Origin of the sequence: Pseudomonas japonica, assembly GCF_013522925.1 — a bacterium.
GTDB lineage: Bacteria > Pseudomonadota > Gammaproteobacteria > Pseudomonadales > Pseudomonadaceae > Aquipseudomonas > Aquipseudomonas japonica_A.
Genome location: NZ_JAAMQU010000003.1, coordinates 165,214 through 186,945 on the forward strand (window position 1 = coordinate 165,214; position 21,732 = coordinate 186,945).

17 protein-coding genes and 1 riboswitch are annotated in these 21,732 nt (G+C 63.9%); of the genes, 10 read left to right on the top strand and 7 right to left on the bottom strand.

Translation table 11 applies throughout. From position 1 onward, the window contains the following. Positions 1–22: 22 nt before the first annotated feature. From G7016_RS05920 to G7016_RS05930, 3 genes are all read left to right on the top strand, one after another. Complete coding sequence (locus G7016_RS05920) at positions 23–484, top strand: response regulator (RefSeq protein ID WP_181111914.1); 462 nt, start codon at positions 23–25, stop codon at positions 482–484. 20 nt (positions 485–504) lie between these two features. Continuing rightward, on the top strand, positions 505–2,907 hold the full coding sequence (locus G7016_RS05925) for a response regulator (protein WP_181111915.1): 2,403 nt from the start codon (positions 505–507) through the stop codon (positions 2,905–2,907). Positions 2,908–2,977: 70 nt separating this feature from the next. Then, a complete protein-coding gene (locus tag G7016_RS05930; RefSeq protein ID WP_181111916.1) occupies positions 2,978–3,286 on the top strand; it encodes a hypothetical protein in 309 nt (102 codons plus the stop codon). Positions 3,287–3,337: 51 nt separating this feature from the next. On the opposite strand, the gene G7016_RS05935 is transcribed toward G7016_RS05930, so the two are convergent. From G7016_RS05935 to G7016_RS05950, 4 genes are all read right to left on the bottom strand, one after another. Next, a complete protein-coding gene (locus G7016_RS05935) occupies positions 3,338–4,765 on the bottom strand; it encodes an efflux transporter outer membrane subunit (RefSeq protein WP_181111917.1) in 1,428 nt (475 codons plus the stop codon). Further along, positions 4,762–7,947 carry an efflux RND transporter permease subunit gene (locus G7016_RS05940; protein ID WP_181111918.1) on the bottom strand — a complete coding sequence of 1,062 codons (3,186 nt, stop codon included), beginning with the start codon at positions 7,945–7,947 and terminating at the stop codon, positions 4,762–4,764. The genes G7016_RS05935 and G7016_RS05940 overlap by 4 nt, the downstream gene beginning before the upstream one ends. A gap of 12 nt (positions 7,948–7,959) precedes the next feature. Then, positions 7,960–9,195 carry a multidrug efflux RND transporter periplasmic adaptor subunit MexE gene (mexE, locus tag G7016_RS05945; protein WP_181111919.1) on the bottom strand — a complete coding sequence of 412 codons (1,236 nt, stop codon included), beginning with the start codon at positions 9,193–9,195 and terminating at the stop codon, positions 7,960–7,962. 182 nt (positions 9,196–9,377) lie between these two features. Continuing rightward, positions 9,378–10,259 (bottom strand): LysR substrate-binding domain-containing protein, encoded by an 882-nt coding sequence (locus tag G7016_RS05950; RefSeq protein WP_181111920.1) that lies wholly within the window; start codon positions 10,257–10,259, stop codon positions 9,378–9,380. A gap of 95 nt (positions 10,260–10,354) precedes the next feature. On the opposite strand from G7016_RS05950, the gene G7016_RS05955 reads away from it, so the two are divergent. The 5 genes from G7016_RS05955 (at position 10,355) to G7016_RS05975 (ending at position 17,621) form a co-directional block, all read left to right on the top strand. Next, positions 10,355–10,804, top strand: a complete 450-nt coding sequence (locus tag G7016_RS05955; protein WP_181111921.1) for a PACE efflux transporter — start codon at positions 10,355–10,357, stop codon at positions 10,802–10,804. 18 nt (positions 10,805–10,822) lie between these two features. Further along, positions 10,823–11,032, top strand: a riboswitch (cobalamin riboswitch). A gap of 88 nt (positions 11,033–11,120) precedes the next feature. Beyond that, complete coding sequence (cobW, locus tag G7016_RS05960) at positions 11,121–12,185, top strand: cobalamin biosynthesis protein CobW (protein ID WP_181111922.1); 1,065 nt, start codon at positions 11,121–11,123, stop codon at positions 12,183–12,185. A gap of 3 nt (positions 12,186–12,188) precedes the next feature. Then, positions 12,189–15,965, top strand: coding sequence for a cobaltochelatase subunit CobN (gene cobN / locus G7016_RS05965; RefSeq protein WP_181111923.1), 3,777 nt, complete (start codon positions 12,189–12,191; stop codon positions 15,963–15,965). 1 nt (position 15,966) lies between these two features. Continuing rightward, positions 15,967–16,968 (top strand): ATP-binding protein, encoded by a 1,002-nt coding sequence (locus G7016_RS05970; protein ID WP_181111924.1) that lies wholly within the window; start codon positions 15,967–15,969, stop codon positions 16,966–16,968. A gap of 89 nt (positions 16,969–17,057) precedes the next feature. Continuing rightward, positions 17,058–17,621, top strand: coding sequence for a vWA domain-containing protein (locus G7016_RS05975; protein WP_181112195.1), 564 nt, complete (start codon positions 17,058–17,060; stop codon positions 17,619–17,621). 75 nt (positions 17,622–17,696) lie between these two features. On the opposite strand, the gene G7016_RS05980 is transcribed toward G7016_RS05975, so the two are convergent. The 3 genes from G7016_RS05980 to G7016_RS05990 all read right to left on the bottom strand — a co-directional run bounded on the left by G7016_RS05980 (position 17,697) and on the right by G7016_RS05990 (position 19,451). Beyond that, positions 17,697–18,386 (bottom strand): DUF421 domain-containing protein, encoded by a 690-nt coding sequence (locus G7016_RS05980; protein ID WP_181111925.1) that lies wholly within the window; start codon positions 18,384–18,386, stop codon positions 17,697–17,699. A gap of 37 nt (positions 18,387–18,423) precedes the next feature. After that, complete coding sequence (locus tag G7016_RS05985; protein WP_181111926.1) at positions 18,424–18,702, bottom strand: hypothetical protein; 279 nt, start codon at positions 18,700–18,702, stop codon at positions 18,424–18,426. A 212-nt stretch (positions 18,703–18,914) separates the two neighbouring features. Next, positions 18,915–19,451, bottom strand: coding sequence for an AAA family ATPase (locus G7016_RS05990; RefSeq protein ID WP_181111927.1), 537 nt, complete (start codon positions 19,449–19,451; stop codon positions 18,915–18,917). A 229-nt stretch (positions 19,452–19,680) separates the two neighbouring features. Between G7016_RS05990 and G7016_RS05995 the strand changes: the two genes are divergently transcribed. Next, a complete protein-coding gene (locus G7016_RS05995) occupies positions 19,681–20,511 on the top strand; it encodes an undecaprenyl-diphosphate phosphatase (RefSeq protein WP_181111928.1) in 831 nt (276 codons plus the stop codon). Positions 20,512–20,693: 182 nt separating this feature from the next. After that, on the top strand, positions 20,694–21,731 hold the full coding sequence (locus G7016_RS06000) for an alpha/beta hydrolase family protein (RefSeq protein WP_181111929.1): 1,038 nt from the start codon (positions 20,694–20,696) through the stop codon (positions 21,729–21,731). Position 21,732: the final 1 nt, after the last annotated feature.

Below are 21,732 nucleotides of genomic sequence, written 5' to 3' on the forward strand. Positions count from 1 at the left end.
GTATCTACTCGAGAGGTATTAAATGCTCAAACCCATCCTACTGGTGGAAGACAATCCGCGTGACCTGGAACTGACCCTGGTCGCATTGGAAAGAAGCCAGCTGGCCAATGAAGTGATCGTGCATCGGGATGGTGCCGAGGCGCTCGACTACCTGTTCCGCCGTGGCAGCCACGCAGGGCGCCCAGAGGGGAACCCTGCGGTGCTGCTGCTCGACCTCAAGCTGCCCAAGGTTGATGGCCTCGAGGTGCTCAAGGCCGTGCGCGCCAGCGATGAACTGCGCAGCGTACCAATCGTGATGCTGACCTCCTCGCGGGAGGAACCGGACCTCACCCGCGCCTACGAGCTGGGGGTGAACGCTTACGTGGTCAAGCCGGTCGAATTCAAGGAATTCGTGGCTGCCATTTCCGATCTCGGGATTTTCTGGGCCGTGCTCAACGAGCCGCCTCCCGGGTCGTTGCGGCTGCAGCGGCGCCCCACGAACTGACTTGTCGAGATTACCTGCCCGTGCCCAACCCAGCGCCCCTCAAGCTGTTGCTGATCGAAGACAGCAATCGCGATGCCGAACTGACGCTGTTCGCCCTTGAGCGCAGCGGGTTGCGGCTTGAACCGCACCTGGCGTATCACCATCGCGACGTGGCGCGCCTGCTGGATGCACATACGTTCGACCTGATTTTGAGCGACGTGGTGCTGCCCGGTTCATCCGGCGAGCAGGTGCTGGCGATCGCCAGAGAAAAAGCACCCTCGGTGCCGCTTATATTCATTTCCGGGGTGTTCGGCGAAGAGCACGCCGTCAAGATGATGCGCCAAGGCGCTACGGACTACGTGCTCAAGCAGAGCCTGCCATTGCTGCCCGCCGCCGTGAAACGCGCGATGGCGGAGGTGCATGAGCGGCGTCAGCGGGAACTGGCCGAGCGCAACCTCCACGAAGCTGAGTCACGCGCCCGTATCGCCATCGAGGCAGCGCGCATGGGCACGTGGGAGCTCAACCCGCAGACCGGCGTGCTTAACTGGGACGAGCGCATGCGGGTGATGTACGAAGTGCCCGCCGGCGCGCCGGTGACACTGGAGTTGTTTTATTCCACCATCGTGCCCCACGACAGGCCTCGTGTCCGCGAGCGCGTGGAGGCCGCCCTGGCCGCCGGGGCCGACCACGGCTATCAGGTGGAATATCGGGTGCGCCTGCCCAGCGGCGCCGAACGGTGGTTTTCCAGCAGCGGCCGTTCCAGTTTTGTAGATGGCCAGTGCGTGCGGTTCAGTGGGGTGCTGCAAGACATCACCAGCCAGAAAGAGGCGACGGAATCCCTTGAACGGCTTAACGACCTGTTGGGCGACCGGGTACAGAAACGCACCCGGGAACGGGACCGCACGTGGGAGTTGTCCCGGGAGCTGCTGGCAGTACTTCACTTCGACATGCAGCCAGCTGCCCTCAACCCTGCCTGGGAGGCCACGTTAGGCTGGCCCCGCGCCGAGCTCGCGCATATGGGGTTGTGGGGGCTGGTGCATCCGGACGACCTCGCGGCTACCAGCCGTGAAGTGGAAGACGTGGCCGAGGGTATCGTTTCCAGCCGCTTCGTGAACCGCATGCGCCATGCTGATGGCGCGTACCGCTGGCTGTCCTGGACCATCGTCCCCGACCAGGGAATGATGTACGCCGTGGCCCGGGACATCACCAGCGAGCGGGCGGTGCTCGACGAACTCGCCGCCACCAACGAGCGGCTGCGCGAGCAGATCCGCGAGCGCGAACGGATCGAAGCGGCGCTGCAGCAGATGCAGCGCCTTGAAGCGGTGGGGCAGCTGACCGCCGGCGTCGCGCATGACTTCAACAACCTCCTGACGGTAATCCTGGCGAGCGCCAATTTTCTTATCCGCGACCTGGCCAGGGGCAACTACGCCCGCTTCGAGAGCCGTTTGCACAGTATTCAGGAAGCCGCCGAGCGTGGCGCCCGTCTCACCAGCCAGTTGCTCGCGTTCTCGCGCCGACAACGTCTTGAGCCCGCCGCAGTCAGCTTGAACGACACAGTGTCTGGCATGCTCGACCTGCTGCAGCGCACCTTGGGCGGTAGCATCTGGATTCAGACTGAAAAGGCACCCGGCCTGTGGAATGCGCTGGTGGACGCCACCCAGACCGAAATGATCATCCTCAACCTGGCAATCAACGCCCGTGATGCCATGCCCAATGGGGGGACGCTTCGCCTGACCACGGCCAACGAAACCGTGACCCGGCCGCCAAGCCGGCCGGAAGATCCGGACGTGGGTGATTATGTGGTGCTTACCATTCGCGACTCCGGTTGCGGCATGCCACCGGAAGTACTGGCCAAGGCCTTCGAGCCATTCTTCACCACCAAGGATGTGGGCAAGGGCTCTGGGCTGGGCCTGGCTCAGGTGTTCGGCTTTGCCAAGCAGTCGGGTGGGGGCGTTGCGATCGAAACCGCGGAGGGCGAGGGCACGGCCGTTAAGGTGTACCTCCCCGGGATGCGAGCACCGAGCCTGGAGCTGACGCCGGACGGGCCCACCGAGGCCCTGCTGCCGCCCGATGGGCTTCGCCATCGCATACTGCTGGTCGACGATGACCCTAACGTACGTCAGGTCACGGCTTTGTTGCTTGATGCGCTGGGCTACAGCGTGGTAGAGGCCGACGGTGCTGCCCGGGCGCTGGAGCAACTGGACGACGAGGTGGACTTGCTGCTTACCGATTATGCGATGCCAGGCGCAAACGGTGCCGAGCTCGCCCGCGAGGCCCGCAAGCGATACCCGCACCTTCCCGTGGTCTTCATTACCGGTTATGCGGAAGTGGGTGGCCTGGATGATGGTCAGTACTTGATCGTGCAGAAGCCTTTCCGGGAGGAGGAGCTCACGCAGAAACTGCGCCTGGCCCTGGCAGCACCGGTACCCGCGCCCTTGGCCTAATGAACCAATGGCCCCTGTGGTGTGTCTTTTGTCCATACACCACCGAAACCCAGGCAATAGGGGAAGCAACATGGCACATGGACACGAAAACGAGGATTGGCTAGGTAGCGACCACTCGCCGCGGGAACACACAGAAACCCTCGCCAACGGCACAAGCATTCACGTGTTGGTGAGGCAACTGGCAGCTGATAAATACGAATCGGACGTTCGCGTGCTCGACAGCGATGGCAAGGAATTGCGCCACGTGACCAAGATGCGCGAAAACGATCCGGGGCCGGCCGCCGAAGTGCTGAAGTTTGCCATCGACGAAGCCAAGCGTATTGCAGGTGGCCACCGCGGCGCGCCACTCGACAACCACCACCAGAAAACCCCGATTTAAGCACTTCAAGGTGTAGCGCCCCCGTCCTGCGGAGTAGGGGGCGCCCTACTGTCAGCGTGTCGCCAGGCCTTGCTCGCCGCCGGTGCCCAGCCCGCCCCCTAGCGCCTTATAGATCGCCACGATCCCGTGGTACAGGTCTACTTCGCCTTGAGCTTGTTGGTCCTCGGCACTCAGCCGTTCACGCTCGGCGTCGAGCAGCACCAGGTAGTCTGCAGTGCCTTCGCGATAGCGCACGCGAGCAAGGTCGGCCGCGGTGCGGCTCGCTTCGCTCTGGCGAATCAGTGACACCAGCCGCTGCTGGCGCTTGCCGTAGTCGCTGAAGGCGTTTTCCGATTCTTCCAGTGCCAGCAATACCTGCTGCTCGTAGGTCGCCAGCGCGCCTTCCGCATCGGCGTTGGCGCCTCTGATGCGCGCCCGCACGCTGCCCAGGTCGAACGCTGCCCAGTTGATGCTTGGCGCCAGGCTCCACGCCTGAGCGGCGGCCGAGCCGATTTGCGAGCCACGCCCGGCGGTAAAGCCTAAAAAGCCCGTCAAGCTCACCCGTGGAAACAGATCTGCAGTGGCCACGCCAATATCCGCCGTTGCAGCCGCCAATTGGCGTTCAGCCGCGCGGACGTCAGGGCGCCGCTGTAGCAGCTCGCCCGGGTCACCGATGGGCAACGCCTTGGCGATCGCCGGCAAGGGCTTGGGTGACAGGTCAATACTCAGCGCGTCGGGGCGCTGCCCCAGTAGGGTAGCGATCCGGTGGCGTGCCCTGGCCTGTTCGGCCTGGAGGAGCGGAATACTGGCTTCTACCCCCGCAAGCCGGCCATCGGCCCGCACCACGTCGAAGGCGTCGCCAACGCCAAGGTCACGCAGCTGCACGGTGATCCCGCGAGAGGCTTCCTGATTGCTCAGGTTGTCCCGGGCAATCCGCTCGCGCAGCTGGGCGCCACGGAGCTGCCCATAGGCATCTACCAGGTCAGCAATCATCGTCACCTGCAACTGCTGGAGCTGCGCTTGCGCTGCGCCTTCCTGCGCATCACTGGCTTCCAACTGGCGCTGGATACGGCCGAACAGGTCGACCTCCCACGCCATGTCCAGGCCCAGGTCATAGCGCTCAAGGTTCACCCGGTGGTCGGTTTGCCCGGGCACCTGGGCGCGGCCCACTTCGCTGCTGGCGCGGCTGGTCACCACCGGTAGATCATCGTTGGCCACGTCGTCGCGAATCGCTCGCGCCGCTTTCACCCGGGAAAACGCCACGCGCAGGTCGCGGTTGCCGGCCAGTGCTTCGTGCACCAGCTGATTGAGGGCCGGGTCGTCGAACTGCTGCCACCACAGGCTCTCGAAACGTGAACGGTCGTACTGCGCGTTGCCCTGGCCCTGCGCTTCGCTGAGCGCCGCTGGCGCAGGCTGCGGCGCCTTGTAATCAGGGCCAACCACACACCCGGCCAAGGCAAGCGTCAATAACGCCGGGGCGAAACGGAACAAAGCGGTCATGGCTGCGCCTCCAGGCGAGCAGGGGAATTGGCCGATGCGCGCGCGGCTTGGCGGCGCTCCACGAATCGGCGAATCAGGAAGAAGAACACTGGGGTGAGCAGCAGGCCGAAGAACGTTACGCCAAGCATGCCGGAGAACACCGCAACACCCATGGCATGGCGCATTTCAGCGCCAGCGCCAGTGGAGAACACCAGGGGTACCACGCCCATGATGAAGGCAAACGAGGTCATCAGGATCGGCCGTAGGCGCAACCGGCAGGCCTCCAGTACCGCGGCGAGCGGGTCCAGCCCTTCGAGCTGTTTATCCTTGGCGAACTCCACGATCAGGATCGCGTTCTTGCATGCCAGCCCCACGAGTACGATCAACCCGATCTGGGTAAAGATGTTGTTGTCGCTGCCCGCAATGATTACCCCGGCAATGGCCGACAATAGCGTCATGGGCACGATCAGGATCACCGCCAATGGCAGGCTCCAGCTTTCGTACTGAGCCGCCAGCACCAGGAAGGCCAACAGCACGCACAGCGGGAACACAAACAGCGCCGTGTTGCCCGAAAGGATCTGCTGGTAGGTCAGCTCGGTCCACTCGTAACTCATGCCATTGGGAAGCTCGGTGCGCAGCAGTTTTTCCATCGCGGCCTGGGCCTGGCCAGAGCTGTACCCCGGTGCGGCGGCACCGTTGATCTCAGCGGTCACAAAGCCGTTGTAGTGCATCACGCGGTCTGGCCCGGCGGAATTTTCCACCTTGATCAACGTGGCCAGCGGGATCATCTCGCCGCGGTCGTTGCGCACCTTCAACTGGCCGATCTGCTCGGCGTCCAGGCGGAAGCGTTGATCGGCCTGCACGTTTACCTGGTAGGTACGGCCAAAGCGGTTGAAGTCGTTGGCATACAGCGAACCCAGGTACACCTGCAGCGTGTCGAAGATGTCACTGATAGCCACGCCGTGGGTCTTGGCCTTGTCGCGGTCGATGTTGGCGTCTACCTGCGGTACGTTCACGGTGTAGCTGGTGAACAGCGCAGCCAGCTCCGGCACGTTGTGGCTCTTGGCGATGATGTTCTGGGTTTCCTTGAACAGCTCGTCATAGCCCAGGTTGCCACGGTCTTCCACTTGCACCCTGAACCCGCCGATCGTGCCCAGCCCCTGTACAGGCGGCGGCGGGAAGATCGCCATGTAGGCTTCCTCGATGCCGGCGAATTTACCGTTGAGGGCGCCGGCGATGGCACTGGCGGATTCGCTGGGGTCCTTGCGCTCGTCGAAGTCCTTGAGGGCAACGAACACCACGCCGCTGTTGGGGCTGTTGGTGAAGCCGTTGATGGACAGGCCCGGGAAGGCGATCGCGTTGGCCACGCCCGGTTGCTCCATCGCCATGGTGGACATGCGCTTGATCACCGCTTCGGTGCGGTCCAGGCTGGCCGCATCCGGCAGCTGGGCGAAAGCCACCAGGTATTGCTTGTCCTGCTGGGGCACGAAGCCGGTCGGCGTATTGGCGAAGCCGAACCAGGTGAGCACGATAAAGCCCGCGTACACCAGCAAGGCGATACCACTGCCGCGAATCACCCGGCGCACGGTGCCGACGTAGCCATGGCTGGCCTTCTCGAACAGGCGGTTGAACGGGCGGAACAGCCAGGCCCCGAACAGCTTGTCCAGCACCCGCGAGAATCGGTCTTTGGGTGCGTCGTGGCCCTTGAGCAACACTGCGGCCAAGGCGGGCGAGAGGGTGAGCGAGTTGAAGGCCGAGATCACCGTGGAAATCGCAATGGTGAGTGCGAACTGCTTGTAGAACTGCCCCGTGAGGCCCGAGATGAATGCAGCCGGTACGAATACCGCGCACAGCACAAGCGCCGTGGCGATGATCGGCCCCGTCACTTCTGTCATGGCGCGGTGAGTCGCGGCCATAGGGTCCAGGCCCAGTTCAATGTTCCGCTCCACGTTCTCCACCACCACGATGGCGTCGTCCACCACGATCCCGATGGCCAACACCAGGCCGAACAGGGAGAGCGCGTTGAGTGAGAAGCCGAACATGTGCATCACGGCGAAGGTACCGATCAGCGACACCGGCACAGCGGCGAGAGGAATGATCGATGCGCGCCAGGTTTGCAGGAACAGCACCACCACCAGCACCACCAGGATCAGTGCCTCGAACAGGGTGTGTACCACCGCTTCGATCGAGCCACGCACGAAGATCGTGGGGTCGTACACAATGCTGTAGTCCATGCCTTCCGGGAAGCTCTGCTTGAGTTCCTGCATCCGGTTGCGCACCTGGTTTGAAATGTCGATCGCATTCGAGCCAGGGCGCTGGAAGATCGGGATTGCCACGGCAGGCTGGTTGTTGAGCAGCGAGCGCAGGGCGTACTGGCTGGAGCCCAGCTCCACCCGAGCGATGTCTTTGAGGCGGGTGATCTGGCCGTCGGCGCCGGCGCGAATGATGATGTTCTGGAATTCCTCCTCGCTGACCAGTCGGCCCTGGGTGTTGATCGACAGCTGGAAGCTGCTGGCATTGGGGGCGGGCGGTGCGCCGAGCTGGCCGGCCGCGACCTGGCGGTTCTGCTCGCGGATGGCATTCACTACGTCAGTGGCGGTGAGGTTGCGCGACGCGGTCTTGTTCGGGTCCAGCCATACGCGCAGCGAGTAATCGCCCATGCCGAACAGCTGCACGTCGCCCACACCGTTGAGACGAGCGAGCTCGTCCTTGATGTTCAGCACCGCATAGTTGGACAGGTACAGCATGTCGTAGCGCTGATCGGGCGAGGTAAGGTGCACCACCATGGTGAGGTCGGGTGACGCCTTGTCCACCGTGATACCGATGCGGGTCACCTCTTCAGGCAACTTGGGCTCGGTACGGGTCACACGGTTTTGCACCTGTACCTGGGCGTTGTCCAGGTCAGTGCCCAAGGCGAAGGTGATCGTCAGCGTGAGCTTGCCATCGGCGGTGGCCTGGGAGCTCATGTACAGCATGTTCTCGACGCCGGTGATGGCCTGCTCCAACGGGGAAGCAACGGTTTCGCCGATTACCTTGGGGTTGGCGCCCGGGAAGTTGGCCCGTACCACCACGGTAGGCGGTACAACCTCGGGGTATTCACTGATGGGCAGCTGGAACAGCGAGATCGCCCCGCCGATCAGAATCAGCAACGAGAGCACGGCGGCGAAGATCGGCCGTTTGATGAAGAAATCGGAAAACGTCATGGCGCTGATCCTTTAGCCGCGTGGGCTGGCGGTGCTTGCCAGTTTCTGTTGGGGAGCGTTGGCGGGCCGGTTATTCGCTTCCAGCGCCTGGCGCTGGCTGGCGAGCGCGGCGAGGGTTTCACTGCTGGCCATGGGCACGGTTTGTGGGTCGACCGTGGAGCCTGGGCGCACGCGCTGCAGGCCATTGACTACAATGCGGTCGCCCTTGGCCAGGCCACCTCGCACAATGCGCAGGCCTTCGAGTTTCGGGCCAAGTTCGACGGAGCGGTAAGTCGCCTTGTTGTCCTTGTCCATTACCAGCACGAACTTCTTGCCCAGGTCGGTGCCTACGGCTTCATCCTTGATCAGCACGGCTTCATACACGCCACTGCCTACCAGCTTGAGCCGTGCATACAGGCCCGGGGTGTACTGTCCATCGCTGTTGTCGAACACGGCGCGGCCACGAATGGTGCCGGTTTGCGGGTTCACCTGGTTGTCGAGGAAGTTCAGCTGGCCCAAGTGGCTGTTGCCGTCCTCGTTGGACAGCCCCATGTACACCGGTGCCGCGCTGCTTACCCGGCCATCGCGGGTGAGCTGGGTGTATTTGAGGAAAGCACGCTCGTCGGCGTCGAAGTAGGCATACACCTTGTCGGTGGACACTACGCTGGTGAGCAGGCTGCTGTCGGCGCTCACCAGGTTGCCGGCAGTGATCTCGGCCCGGCCCACGCGGCCACTGATGGGCGCGGTGACACGGGTAAAGCTCAGGTTGAGGCGGGCGAGGTCCAGTTGGGCCTGGATCGCGGCCACCCCGGCGCGGGCGGCGAGTGCCGCACTGTTGCGGCCGTCCGCCAGCTCTGCAGAGATGGCATTGGCGCTGCGCAGGCGTTCGCCACGGCTGGCTTCGTTCTCACTGTTGGCGGCATTGGCGCGGGCTTGTTGCAGCTGGGCTTCCAGGCGGTGCACCTCGGCCTGGAATGGCCGCGGGTCGATCTGGAACAGCAGGTCGCCCTTTTTCACCAGGGCGCCCTCGGTAAATGCCACGGTGTCGATCTGGCCCGATACGCGCGGGCGGATCTGTACGGTTTCTGGTGCCTCGAGGCGGCCAGTGAACTCGTCCCATTCATTCACCGGCTGATCCAGCACTTCGGCAACGCTTACCTTGGGGGCCTGCGGTGCTTGAGCGGTTTCAGGCGCTTTGCCGCAGGCGGTGAGCACAGCGAGCGCCAGCACGGCCACGGGGTAATGCAAGGGTTTGAATGACTGTTCCATGAGAAGCCCGCCCATTATGTTTATCAGGATGGACGGATTCTGGCGACACGCGCGACCATCGACGAATCGAATGGTTCGAAGGTAACTATCATTGCCAGTGATTCAGGTTATTCAAAAAATTTCGGGCCACACCCTTGTAGACCCGGCGACGTCGGTGAACCGTTCGCGGCCTTGACCGCCCCCTACGCGCCGGCTGTTTCCAAGGCCCAATCCATGAACATCCGCACGGCCGGCAACCGCTCGCGCCCTGGCAAGCAGCTGAGCCGATACGTAGCGGCAGGCAGCCGCAGGTGCGGCAGGTACGGCTGCAGCAAACCCTTGCTCACGCTGTCAGCCACCAGCACGTCGCTGGCCAGCACCAGGCCGTGGCCGGAGATGGCCGCCAGCAGCCCGTGCTGTTCATCGGCATAGGAGCGCCGCCCGGGCCGTGACAGCCAGTGCTGGTGCTGGGCCATGGCGCACCATTGGGGCCAGTCGGGCGTACCCGGCACGCTGCTGGCCCACGGCATGTCGATCAGCACCGGGGCCTGGGCGACCGACGGCGACCAACCGTGCGGGGTATACACCGCGAAGTGCTCTTCGAATAGCGTGACCTGGTACAGGTCCGGCTCGGCATTGAAGGTCGCCCGAATAGCCAAGTGCACTGAAGCATCCCGGGCCAGGTCGGTCAGCGCCTCGGCCGTTTCCACGCGCACGTTCAAGTGTGGGCAGCGTGCGTAGAAGTCGCCCAGGCGTGGGATCAGCCACAAGCTGGCGAAGGCTGGGGTGGTGGTGATTACCAAGGTGTTGGTGGCTTCATCCGGCAGCAGCGGTAGCACGGCGCCGTTGAGGCCAACAAACGCCTGATGAAGGCCCGTATGCAGCCGCTTGCCCGCATCGCTCAGCCGAACCCCTTGGCCGGTGCGCTCGAACAGTAAGGTGCCCAGCCACTGCTCCAGGGATTTGACCTGATGGGAAATGGCCGCCGGGGTGACCGACAGCTCTTCCCCGGCGGCGGCGAAGCTGCCGAGCCGGGCGGCGGATTCAAAACCGCGCAGGGCGGTGAGAGGAAGGTGGGCAAACACCGGGTTTAGCCTCATTAGGGGTGGGTCAAATCTACTTGCTTGCACCGCCGGGCTCAACCATCGAAGCTGCGCGCACGTTCAAGGGAGTTTTGACCATGCAAGGCGCGAAACGCAAAATCGTCCAGGCGGTGCTCTACGAAGCGGGCGCTCTGATATTCGTGGCACCGGCGCTGGCCCTGCTGTTCGGCCAGGGGATGGGACACTCCACCGTGCTGTCGATAGTAATCAGCACCGTTGCGCTGGGCTGGAACATGCTGTTCAACCATCTGTTTGAGGGGTTCGAGCGCCGTAGGGGCTGGCACGCACGTACGCCCTTCAGGCGGCTGCTGCATGCGGTGGGCTTCGAAGGTGGCCTTACGGCCATTCTCACCCCGGTAATGGCCTACGGCCTAGGCGTCGACCTGATCACCGCTTTCCTCACTAATGTAGGGCTGTTTGCCTTCTTCTTCATTTATGCCTACGGGTTTCAATGGGTGTTCGACAAGGCCTTCGGGCTGCCACGGCAAACAACGTTCAACCCCGGCGCCTGCCCCAGCGCGGATTGACCTGTGGGCCGGCACTGCGTAGGCTTGCCCCCTCGAGGTGCTTCCAGGGGCAATGCCTGCTGAAGCTAAGATGGGAACGCGGTAACAAGCCGCGGCTGCCCCCGCAACTGTGAGCGGTAAAGCCTGGCCAATGCCACTGCCTTCGGGGCGGGAAGGCGCCAGGCCGCCATTGGGCATATTGCCCGGGGCGCCGCAAGCCAGGAGACCTGCCTCGTGCCGATCCTTTTTTCAACCGGGCGGGGTGATCCGGTGCGAACCTGCCCAGGCGCCGCCTGCGGTGCCTTCGCGCCTGCCCGCCACAGTGCCAGGGCCACCCATGAAAACGCTCAGCAAGCTCCCCGTTACCATCGTTACCGGCTTCCTTGGGTCCGGTAAAACCACGCTGCTTCGTCACATTCTCGATAACGCCGAAGGCCGGCGCATTGCGGTGATCGTGAACGAGTTCGGCGAGCTGGGCATCGATGGCGACCTGCTCAAGCAGTGCAGCATCGGCTGCACCGAAGAAGAGGCCGTAGGGCGCGTGTTCGAGCTGGCCAACGGTTGCCTGTGCTGCACCGTGCAAGAAGAGTTCTTCCCGGTGATGCGCGAACTGGTACAGCGCCGCGGCACCCTGGACCACATCCTGATCGAAACCAGCGGCCTGGCGCTGCCCAAGCCGCTGGTGCAGGCCTTCCAGTGGCCAGAGATTCGCAACGCATGCACGGTGGACGCGGTAATTACGGTAGTCGACGCACCCGCAGTGGCAGCCGGTACCTTCGCCGCTTTCCCTGACGCTGTGGACGCGCAGCGCCGGCAGGACCCGAACCTGGACCACGAATCCCCACTGCACGAGCTGTTCGAAGACCAACTGGCCAGTGCCGACTTGGTGATCCTGAACAAGGTCGACCTGATCGACGCCGCTGGCCTTGAACGCGTGCGTGCCGAGGTGAGCGAAGAACTGCCCGCCGCGGTGAAAGTGGTCGAAGCCAGTGCCGGGCAGCTTCCGTTGGCGGTACTGCTGGGCCTGGGCGCCGAATCCGAAGTGCACATCGATGGCCGCGTTACCCACCATGATCAGCACCATGATGGCGAAGAAGCGGACCACGACCATGACGCCTTCGATTCCATCTGGGTCGAGTTGCCGGAAGCGCCAGAAGCTGCATTGATGGCGGCGCTCGACAGCGTGGTTCAGCGGCACGACGTACTCAGGGTGAAAGGCTTTGCCGCCATCCCCGGCAAACCCATGCGCTTGCTGGTGCAGGGCGTGGGCAGCCGGTTCGATCGGCATTTCGACCGGCCATGGGCCGCGGACGAGGCCCGGGTGAGCCGGTTGGTATTGATCGGCCAGGCGCTGGACGGTGCCGTGCTGCGCGATGAACTGACCCAAGCGTTGCGCGGCTGACCGATGCACCTGCTACGCACCCAGCCCGGCGGTTTCGTTCCGGACGACAGCATTGCCGATCTGGGCCAGAGCCCGGCCGAACTGGTGATCCTGTGCAGCGGCGATTCCCATCTGGCCCTGCTGGCCGAAGCGGCAAACGGCCTGCCGGGTGACTACCCGAGCGTGCGCCTGGCCAACCCGATGCAGGTTCAGAACCACGCCTCGGTGGACCTGTATGTGGATCAGGTGCTGCGGCACGCAAAAGTGATCGTGTTGTCGCTGCATGGCGGCGTGGGCTATTGGCGCTACGGCGTTGAGCAGCTGGCGCAGCTGGCGGAACAGGGCGTGCTGATTGTCGCGGTGCCCGGGGACGACCGGCCAGACCCGGAGCTGGGTGCGCTGAGTTCCGTAACGGCCGAAGTCGCCCAAAGCATCTGGCAGTACCTGCGCCAAGGTGGCATGGGTAACGCCCGCTCGCTGTATGCCTACCTCGCAGCACAATTTTTCCCTCAGGCACTGGCGCAGCCCCTGCCATGGCAACCGCCCGCGCCGCTGCCCCGAGTGAGCCTGTATCACCCGGTATCCGGCACCACAAACCTCGAGCAGTGGCAGAGCTGCTGGCAGCCCGGCGCCCCTGTGGTGCCGGTGGTGTTTTACCGCTCGCACCTGCAGGCCGCCAATACGGCGTTCATCGATGCCTTCTGTGACGTGCTTGTCACGGCGGGGTTGAACCCGATGCCGGTGGCGGTGGCCAGCCTGAAGGAAGCCGAATGCCTCGCGCAGCTTGAAGCCTGGATGGATGAAGCCCAGGCAGCGTTGGTGATCAATACCACAGGCTTCGCGCTGGCCAGCCCCGATGCCCCTCGGCAACGCCCGTTGCGCCGCGACGTACCGGTGATTCAGGCCATTTGTGCCCAGGATAACCAGCCCATGTGGGAAGCGAGCCCTCAGGGCCTGGGCCCGCGGGACCTCGCCATGCATGTGGCATTGCCCGAATTGGACGGGCGCATCATAAGCCGGCCGATCAGTTTCAAGGACCTGGCCTGGCGCAGCGAGCGCAGCCAGAGTGACGTGGTGTGCTACCGCGCGCACCCCGAGCGTATGGCATTCGTGGCGCAGCTGGCGGCTCGCTGGATTGCCTTGGGCCGCACACCTGCGCAGGGCAAACGCGTGGCGTTGATACTTGCCAATTACCCTACGCGGGACGGCCGCATCGGCAATGGCGTAGGCCTCGATACCCCCGCAGCTGCCTTGAATATCCTTCGCGCGATGCAGGGGCAGGGGTATGCCGTAAGCCAGTTGCCGGAGACCGGCACCGCGCTGATTCAGGCGCTGCTGGGCGGTGTGAGCAATGACTTGGAGCACCTTGACGCCCGCCCTTGCGCGCAAAGCCTTGAACTGGGCGCGTACACCGAGGCGTTTCTGAGCCTGCCTGAAGCCTGCCAACAGGCCGTGACCGATCGCTGGGGCGCACCCGACGCCGACCCGATGTTCCGTAGCGGGCGGCTGATGATCGCCGGTCTGCGGTTCGGCGAAACCTTCGTCGGCATTCAGCCAGCCAGGGGCTACCAACTTGATGCCAGCGCGGTGTACCACGACCCGGACCTGGCGCCCCCGCACGGCTACCTTGCCTTCTACTTCTGGCTGCGGCTGACGTATGGGGCCCATGCCGTCATTCACGTAGGCAAGCATGGCAACCTGGAATGGCTGCCGGGCAAGGGCGTAGGCCTCTCCGCCAGTTGCTGGCCGGACGCGCTGCTCGGCCCGCTGCCGAATATCTACCCGTTCATTGTCAATGACCCGGGCGAGGGTGCCCAGGCCAAGCGTCGCACCCAAGCGGTGATCATCGACCACCTGATGCCACCGCTCACCCGCGCTGAGAGCTACGGGCCGCTACGGGACCTGGAGCGGCTGGCGGACGAATACTATGACGCTCAGTTGCTGGACCGCCGTCGCGCGCTGGAGCTGCAGGGGGAAATACTGGCGCTGGTGCGCGCCACCCAGCTGGACCGAGAACTGAGCCTGAGCGATGCGGCCTTGAGCGATGCCGATACCTGGTTGCCGCGCCTGGACACCTACTTGTGTGACCTGAAGGAATCGCAGATCCGCGACGGCTTGCACGTGTTCGGTGAGTCCCCTGCGGGGCGCCTGCGCATCGACACCCTGTGCGCGTTGTTACGTGTACCGCGTGGGGCAGGCAAGGGCGCCGAGGCCAGCCTGCCAAGGGCGCTCGCCACGGCCCTTCGCCTGGGCTTCGATCCGCTCGACTGCGTATTCGGCGACCCTTGGCAAGGCCCTCGCCCACGCCTTCTGGTTGATGTAGAGGCCGGCCTCTGGCGCACCCATGGCGATACCCGCGAGCGCCTTGAACTGCTTGGCGCTCAGCTTGTGGAAAGCGCCTTGAATGGACGCTGGGCGTGCCCGGCAGGGGCAGAGTGGGAGGGTGTTGCAGCCATTGTCGAGGGGCTGCTTGCCAAGGTAGCGCCCGCGCTGGACGCCTGCGGCCCGGCGGAAACTGGCAGCCTGCTGGCCGCGCTTGAAGGCCGCTTTGTCGAACCCGGCCCTAGCGGCGCGCCCAGCCGGGGGCGCCTGGATGTACTGCCCACCGGCCGTAACTTCTACAGCGTGGACGTACGCAACCTGCCTACCCCCACGGCCTGGCGACTGGGCTTCGCCTCGGCCAACCTGGTGCTCGAGCGCCACTTGCAGGACCACGGCGATCACTTGCGTGCACTCGGGCTTTCCGTCTGGGGCACCGCGACGATGCGCACGGGTGGTGACGACATTGCTCAGGCCATGGCCCTGCTCGGTGTACGCCCGGTCTGGGCCACCGGCAGCCAGCGGGTGGACGATTTCGAGATATTGCCGCTCAGCCTGCTGGATCGGCCCCGGGTGGACGTCACCTTGCGTGTGTCGGGGTTCTTCCGTGACGCCTTCGGCAACCTCATTCGATTGTTCGATGCTGCGGTCCAGGCGGTAGCGGCGCTGGACGAGCCGGAAGACATGAACCCTCTCGCCGCGCGGGTGCGCAGCGAGCAGGCGCAGCTGCTTGCCGATGGTGTCGAGGCCGAAGAGGCTCGGCGCCAGGCCGGCTGGCGAATATTCGGTGCCAAGCCAGGGGCCTACGGCGCCGGGGTCCAAGGGGTGATCGAGTCCCGGCAATGGGCCGACCGCGGCGATCTGGCCGAGGCATACCTCAATCACTCCGGTTATGCCTACGGCGCTGCCGATGAAGGCGCCCCCGCGCGCACGGAACTGGCCCGCCGCCTTGGCCAGGTGGAGGCGGTGCTGCAAAACCAGGACAACACCGAACACGACCTGCTCGATTCCAACGATTACTACCAATTCCAGGGCGGCATGCTCGCGGCGGTGCATCAACAAAGTGGTCGCGAAGCCGCCAGTTACCATGGCGATCACAGCCAGGCGGACGTACCGCGCATTCGCACGCTCAAGGAAGCCCTCAACCGGGTAGTACGGGCGCGGGCGGTGAACCCCAAGTGGATCGACGGCATGCGCCGCCACGGCTACAAGGGCGCCTTTGAAATGGCCGCTACCCTGGACAACCTGTTCGGCTTTGATGCGGCTACCGGCCTGATCGAAGACCACCAATATGCGTTGCTGGCCGAAGCGTACGTGCTGGACGCGCAAAACCGCGACTTCCTTCGCGAGCATAACCCCCATGCGTTGCGGGACATGGCCGAGCGCCTGCTGGAGGCGCAGCAGCGCGGCCTGTGGCAACAACCCGGCGACTACCGCCAGGCACTGGAAGATGTGCTGCTGGACAGCGAAGAAGAGGGCTGAGATGACGTTTCACTATCCGCTGAGCGCGGTCGTTGGCGCCGAGCCGCTCAAGCTGGCGCTGTGCCTGGCCGCGATTGATCCGAAGATCGGCGGCGTGCTGATTGAGGGGCCGCGTGGCATGGCCAAGAGCACCTTGGCCCGCGGGCTGGCTGACCTGCTGGAGGGGGCGCCTTTCGTGACCTTGCCGCTGGGCGCCAGTGAAGACCGCGTTGCCGGCACGCTCGACCTGGACGCCGCGCTGGGGCAGGGGCAGGTCCGCTTCTCGCCCGGTGTACTGGCGGCCGCCGACGGGGGTGTGCTGTACGTCGATGAAGTGAATCTGTTGCCTGACCCGCTGGTAGACCTGTTGCTGGATGTCGCCGCCAGTGGAGTGAACCGCGTGGAGCGCGACGGCATTTCTCACCAGCATCCGTCGCGTTTCGTGTTGATCGGGACCATGAACCCGGAAGAGGGTGAGCTCAGGCCGCAACTGCTGGACCGCTTTGGCTTGAACGTCGCGCTGGAACAGCGGCCCGAGCCCGCCGAGCGTCAGGCCATCATCCGTCGGCGCCTGGCGTTCGACAACGACCCGGCCGGCTTCTGCGAACACTGGGCGAGCGAGCAGGCCAACCTTGGCCAACGCTGCCGCGAAGCACGGGCGCGGTTGAATGACATACCGTTGGATGACGCTGCATTGTCGAGCATCAGCGAGGCCTGCCATGCCGCGGGGGTGGACGGCCTGCGCGCGGACCTGGTGTGGCTGCGCGCCGCCCGTGCCCACGCGGCCTGGCGCGGTGGGGCGGGTATCGAGGACGTGGACATTGATGCAGTGGCGGAGTTTGCGCTGCGTCACCGTCGGCAGAGCCCCGCGCCGCTGACACCCCCGGCAAGTTCAAGCGCCCCACAACCTCAGCAACCGCAACAGCCCCGGCAAGGGGCGGCGGGTGACTGGGGGCAGATGCCCGCGCAAGTGGTTGCCACAGGCCCACGTACGGGCCTGCCGGGGTGGCCAAAAAAGCATTGAGCCCCCGCTTGGCCCAGGCGGGGGCGAAGCGCACAAGCGTTGTGGGCAAAGCCAGTCAGCGGAGCGGGCGCCGGGGCCATAGTGGGCGCATCGCCTGGGTGCCCACGCTAGCGAAGGGCCGCCCCGCAAGCCGAGCGGATGTGCAGTGGCAAGCCGGCCCGGCCCATGCGCCGCCGCTGTGGCTGATCGTGGTGGATACTTCGGCATCCACCCGCCGTCACGGCGCACTGTCTCGCGCCAAGGGGTTTTTACAGGCTTTGTTCGACCAGGCTTACCGCCAGCGGGCGCGGTTGGCCCTGATCACCGCCAGTGGCGCTGGCGCTCAATGGCAGCGCCATGGCCTTAAAGCCTCCCGCGCGCTGGGGCCCTGGCTTGATCAGCTCGGTGCCGGCGGCGGCACGCCGCTACCTGAAGCGCTCAGCGAAGCAAAAACCTGGCTGGCCCGGCAGCAATCGGCCGACGCCGGGCGTGTTTACCGCTGCGTGGTGATCACCGACGGGCGTTTGAAGACAGTGCAGGGTATACAAAGTGTGGGGTGTGACACCTTGCTGGTGGACATGGAACTGGGCGGGGTGCGGCTGGGCAAGGGGCGTGAGCTGGCCAGGCTTCTGGAGGCGGAATACGTGCATCTTGACGCCTTGCCACCGGGTTGAAAAAAACGTTGGACTCTGTGGGAGTAGGCGAAAGCCTGCGAACATTCTCCCACAGTAGCCAGCGCGGTCTCACGGCTATCCAGCCCTTGGCCGGGTGATGGCCTGGCTCCAGACCTTGCGCTTGCAGCGGGGGCAGTCCAGCTTTTGGTGGCCTGCCAGCCGCTGCACGCCGCCGCAGTGCTCACAGGCATACAGCCCGCTCGCCTCGGGCGCTTCGGAAGGTGAGCGGAACTCCCGCGGCAGGATCGACAGCCCTGGCTGCACTTCATCCCGTTCATAGAAGTACACGCTGACGTCGCCGTTCACCTCGAGTAACGCCAGGCGAATCTGGCCCAGATGCTCAGCCCCATGCAAGCGCAGCTCCATGAGGAACTCGTCGTGGGTAACGTTACCCTTGTCCAGGGTTTCGAGCTCGAACACGCCGTCACGAATAATGAGAATCGCGCGGCCTTCCAGCCATTCACCGAAGCGGCTGCTGCGTTCGATCACAAAGGTTGTGAAGCGGTACAACAGCGTCATTACCAGAAACACTGTGAGCACCGGCAGCACAGGTACATCGTCGTAAAACGTAACGTCGCCGGCCGCGGAGCCGAGCGTGAGGATGACCACCAGCTCGAACAGGGATAGCTGGCGCACGCCCCGCCGGCCGGCAATCTTCAGGAAGACGAAGACCACTGCATAAGCCAGCAGCGTGCGCCCGGCCACTTCCCACAGAAAGGCCAGTGACTGCTTGTCCAGCAGCACCCGCTGCCAGTCGATAGACATTACGCGCCGTTTCGGCGATTACGGCCGGTCACGGTAATCAGTGGGCAAAAGCCGGCATGCTCCAGGGTTGCAGGCTATAGCCATGACGAGACAGGCCGGCACGCACTTCTTCAAGCGCGCTGGCGAGTTGCTGCGGGTCGGAGTAGGCACTGGCCGACAGCTGAGCGCGGCACAGGTTGTGACTGGTGTGGTCATCGATCACGGTAAGGCTAAGGGCGCCATCACCGTCTTGCTGTGTCCAGGCGACACAGTGGAAGGGTTCGAAAGCGTTGCCGGCGATCAGTAGGGCTTCGTTCACACGCAGCGTTGCGTCCATGAGTTGTTTGCTCTCTCGAAATGCACGTCAGGTTGACATCGCCGCGTCTTTTGAGGCGGCAGTTGAAATACTGATGCCCTGACGCGACCAGCGAGTCACAAAGGCGGCCACAAATTTTTGTGAAGTATTCCGTTATCACAAGCGGCACCCTTTGCAGCCGTAAGACTTCATCAAAGAGGTTGAATTCCCGCCACCCGATCGCCGGTGTGTACTCATGGACGGGCGGTTGCCCCGAAAATACGGGCGATGGCGGCATGCGCTTGTGCCTCTCGGGCTGCCCAGTCCCCGGTAAGCACAATAAAAGGCTGTTCATTTTTCACAAGCCAGTTCAAGCAAGCGTCGAAAAATGCGCGACGATCTGTCACATCTGGCTGGCAGCGCTGGCCGTCGGCTATCCAGGGTACTCCTTCGGGAGAAAGCAGGAGGTGAAGGTCATAACGCCGGTCCAGTAACGCTATGTCGAGCCATGCCGGGTAGCTTCCGAACAACAGGTTGCTCCACAAGATGTTGCTGAGCAGGTGAGTGTCCAGCCACAACCAGTCGGGGTTGGCCATCCGCGCGGAGTCTTCCATGGCTAGTTGGCCACGCGCGATAGTGGGAATGTCGTCCAGCGAGGTTTCCCTTTGGTGGGTATCGATGAACTCACGCACGTATTCCGCGCAGCGCAGCCCCCCATAGCGCTGCTGCAGGCGCAACGCCAGCGCGCTTTTACCTACGGACTCCGGCCCGGTCAACACCACCACATTCATCTTGCCACGCCCGCCTTTTCTTCAATGTTGGGTGCACATCCTAACCCGTGCCGTTACAACCCTCACGCAGGTGTGCTGGCGTTGCTGTCAAGCATCAGTCAGAATCGCCGGCGCGGGCGCTCAGCTGCAGGGAAATGCTTGAAAAAACTCAGGAACTTGCGCCTTTGTCACCAAAGTGTGTGCCTAATCATTCAAACCGTCATAGAACGGCCGGATCTGGGGGAACTGTATGGACATGTGGACGGCCGCGTCGGCCATGGTGCTGGGGATTGTCGAGGGGCTCACCGAGTTCCTGCCGATCTCCAGCACCGGGCATCAGATCATCGTGGCAGATTTGCTCGACTTCGGCGGGGAGCGAGCGATGGCATTCAATATCATCATCCAGCTGGGGGCAATCCTTGCAGTGGTGTGGGCGTTTCGCGGCAAGATCATCAGCGTGGTCGGCGGTTTGGGCACCCAGCCCGAGGCACGGCGCTTCACCGCGAACCTGCTGATCGCGTTCCTGCCGGCGGTGGCGCTCGGTGTGCTGTTCTCGGATGTGATTCACCACTACCTGTTCAACCCGATAACCGTGGCCTGCGCGCTGATCGTAGGAGGGGTGGTGATGTTGTGGGCGGAAAAGCGAAACCATCAGGTGCGTATCGAGCATGTGGACGACATGCACTGGACCGATGCCTTGAAGATCGGTTGCGCCCAGTGCCTGGCAATGATTCCGGGCACATCACGCTCTGGGTCCACGATCATCGGTGGTCTGTTGTTCGGAATGTCGCGTACAGCGGCCACTGAATTCTCGTTCTTCCTGGCCATGCCGACGATGGTGGGGGCTGCGGTTTATTCCGGCTACAAGTATCGGGATCTGTTCCAGGCCTCGGACCTGCCAGTGTTCGCGCTCGGTTTTCTGGTGTCCTTCCTGTTCGCGATGATCGCGGTGCAAGGCCTGCTGAAATTCATCGCCCATCACAGTTATGCCGTGTTTGCCTGGTACCGGGTGGCGTTTGGGCTGCTCATTTTGCTGACCTGGCAATTCCATTGGGTCGATTGGTCCACGGCTCAAGGGTAAACGGCTGAACTCCGCCCTCAACCGCTCAGTCGAACTGGGATGCGCCCGCGTATGCTCACCGGCACGAAGGAGTTGGCGCAACTTGTGCTAGGGACCATCAGGTTCCCCGCACAACCGCATGGGGCAAGAAGGCTAGGGGCGCCGCCTGTAATGCGCCCTTGAGACGGTTCGAGGGCGTAGGGATGAAGCGTCTGTGTACAGCTTTGGGCCTTTTGGTGCTTCTGGGCCTGTTTTCGGTGCAACTTCAGGCCGCCCCACGGGCACACTGGGGCGTGGGCGTGCATCGCTTGACCTTCTCGGACCCGCTGGACGGCAAGCCAATGCATGCCTATGCGTTCTATCCCTCCAGCGTCACCGGGCACACAGCCCGGGTAGATGGCTATCTGGTCGATGCGGACGAAGACGCGCCTATCGCAATGGGGCGTTTCCCGCTGCTGATGCTGTCCCATGGCAATACCGGAACGCCCCTGGCGCTGCATGACCTGATCACTTCCATTGCGGGCAAGGGGTTCGTGGTGGTGGCCGTGCTCCATCCGGGTGACAACTACCTGGACCAGAGCCGGCTGGGCACCCTCAGCAACTTGTATGGCCGGCCATTGCAAATCTCTGCGGCGATTACCTCCGCGCTCGACGAGCCTATGCTATCGCCGTTCCTTAATGCCGAGCAGGTGGGCGTGATTGGCTATTCAGCCGGCGGCGAGACGGCGCTGATTCTCTCTGGTGCCCGGCCGGACCTGTCCCGCCTGAAGGCCTACTGTATCGAGCGGCCCCACGACACCGACGCCTGCAAGGGCCACGGCGAGCTGGTTGCCGACCGCAAGGACCTCACGGCCCAGGCAGATCCGCGTGTGCATGCGCTATTGCTGATGGCGCCCTTGAGCCTGATGTTTGGTCGCCATGCACTGGCCACGGTACAGGTACCCACGCTGATCTACGCCGGCGACAACGACCAGTTGGTCGCGGTCGACAAGAACGCCGAGGCCTTGGCCCGCAAGCTTCCGGTGAAGGCGCGCTACCATCCGTTGGCCGGCGCTGGGCACTTCGTGTTCATGGCGCCCTGCACGGAGGAGCAGGAACGGGAACTGCCAGCACTGTGCAAGGACGCTCAAGGCGTGGATCGCGCGGGCATCCACCGGACGATGATCGACGAAGCCGGGCGTTTCTTCGCCCAGGCGCTGGGCCGGCCGACCCGCGCTGGATGGCAGACCGCCGATCAATGAC

Excerpts from the sequence above, each read along its gene's own strand:
- G7016_RS05970 (WP_181111924.1), top strand. The coding sequence starts at position 15,967 with ATGACGTTTCACTATCCGCTGAGCGCGGTCGTTGGCGCCGAGCCGCTC.
- G7016_RS05920 (WP_181111914.1), top strand. The coding sequence starts at position 23 with ATGCTCAAACCCATCCTACTGGTGGAAGACAATCCGCGTGACCTGGAA.
- G7016_RS05955 (WP_181111921.1), top strand. The coding sequence starts at position 10,355 with ATGCAAGGCGCGAAACGCAAAATCGTCCAGGCGGTGCTCTACGAAGCG.
- G7016_RS05930 (WP_181111916.1), top strand. The coding sequence starts at position 2,978 with ATGGCACATGGACACGAAAACGAGGATTGGCTAGGTAGCGACCACTCG.
- mexE (WP_181111919.1), bottom strand. The coding sequence starts at position 9,195 with ATGGAACAGTCATTCAAACCCTTGCATTACCCCGTGGCCGTGCTGGCG.
- G7016_RS06000 (WP_181111929.1), top strand. The coding sequence starts at position 20,694 with ATGAAGCGTCTGTGTACAGCTTTGGGCCTTTTGGTGCTTCTGGGCCTG.
- G7016_RS05995 (WP_181111928.1), top strand. The coding sequence starts at position 19,681 with ATGGACATGTGGACGGCCGCGTCGGCCATGGTGCTGGGGATTGTCGAG.
- G7016_RS05980 (WP_181111925.1), bottom strand. The coding sequence starts at position 18,386 with ATGTCTATCGACTGGCAGCGGGTGCTGCTGGACAAGCAGTCACTGGCC.
- G7016_RS05935 (WP_181111917.1), bottom strand. The coding sequence starts at position 4,765 with ATGACCGCTTTGTTCCGTTTCGCCCCGGCGTTATTGACGCTTGCCTTG.
- cobN (WP_181111923.1), top strand. The coding sequence starts at position 12,189 with ATGCACCTGCTACGCACCCAGCCCGGCGGTTTCGTTCCGGACGACAGC.
- cobW (WP_181111922.1), top strand. The coding sequence starts at position 11,121 with ATGAAAACGCTCAGCAAGCTCCCCGTTACCATCGTTACCGGCTTCCTT.
- G7016_RS05990 (WP_181111927.1), bottom strand. The coding sequence starts at position 19,451 with ATGAATGTGGTGGTGTTGACCGGGCCGGAGTCCGTAGGTAAAAGCGCG.
- G7016_RS05985 (WP_181111926.1), bottom strand. The coding sequence starts at position 18,702 with ATGGACGCAACGCTGCGTGTGAACGAAGCCCTACTGATCGCCGGCAAC.
- G7016_RS05940 (WP_181111918.1), bottom strand. The coding sequence starts at position 7,947 with ATGACGTTTTCCGATTTCTTCATCAAACGGCCGATCTTCGCCGCCGTG.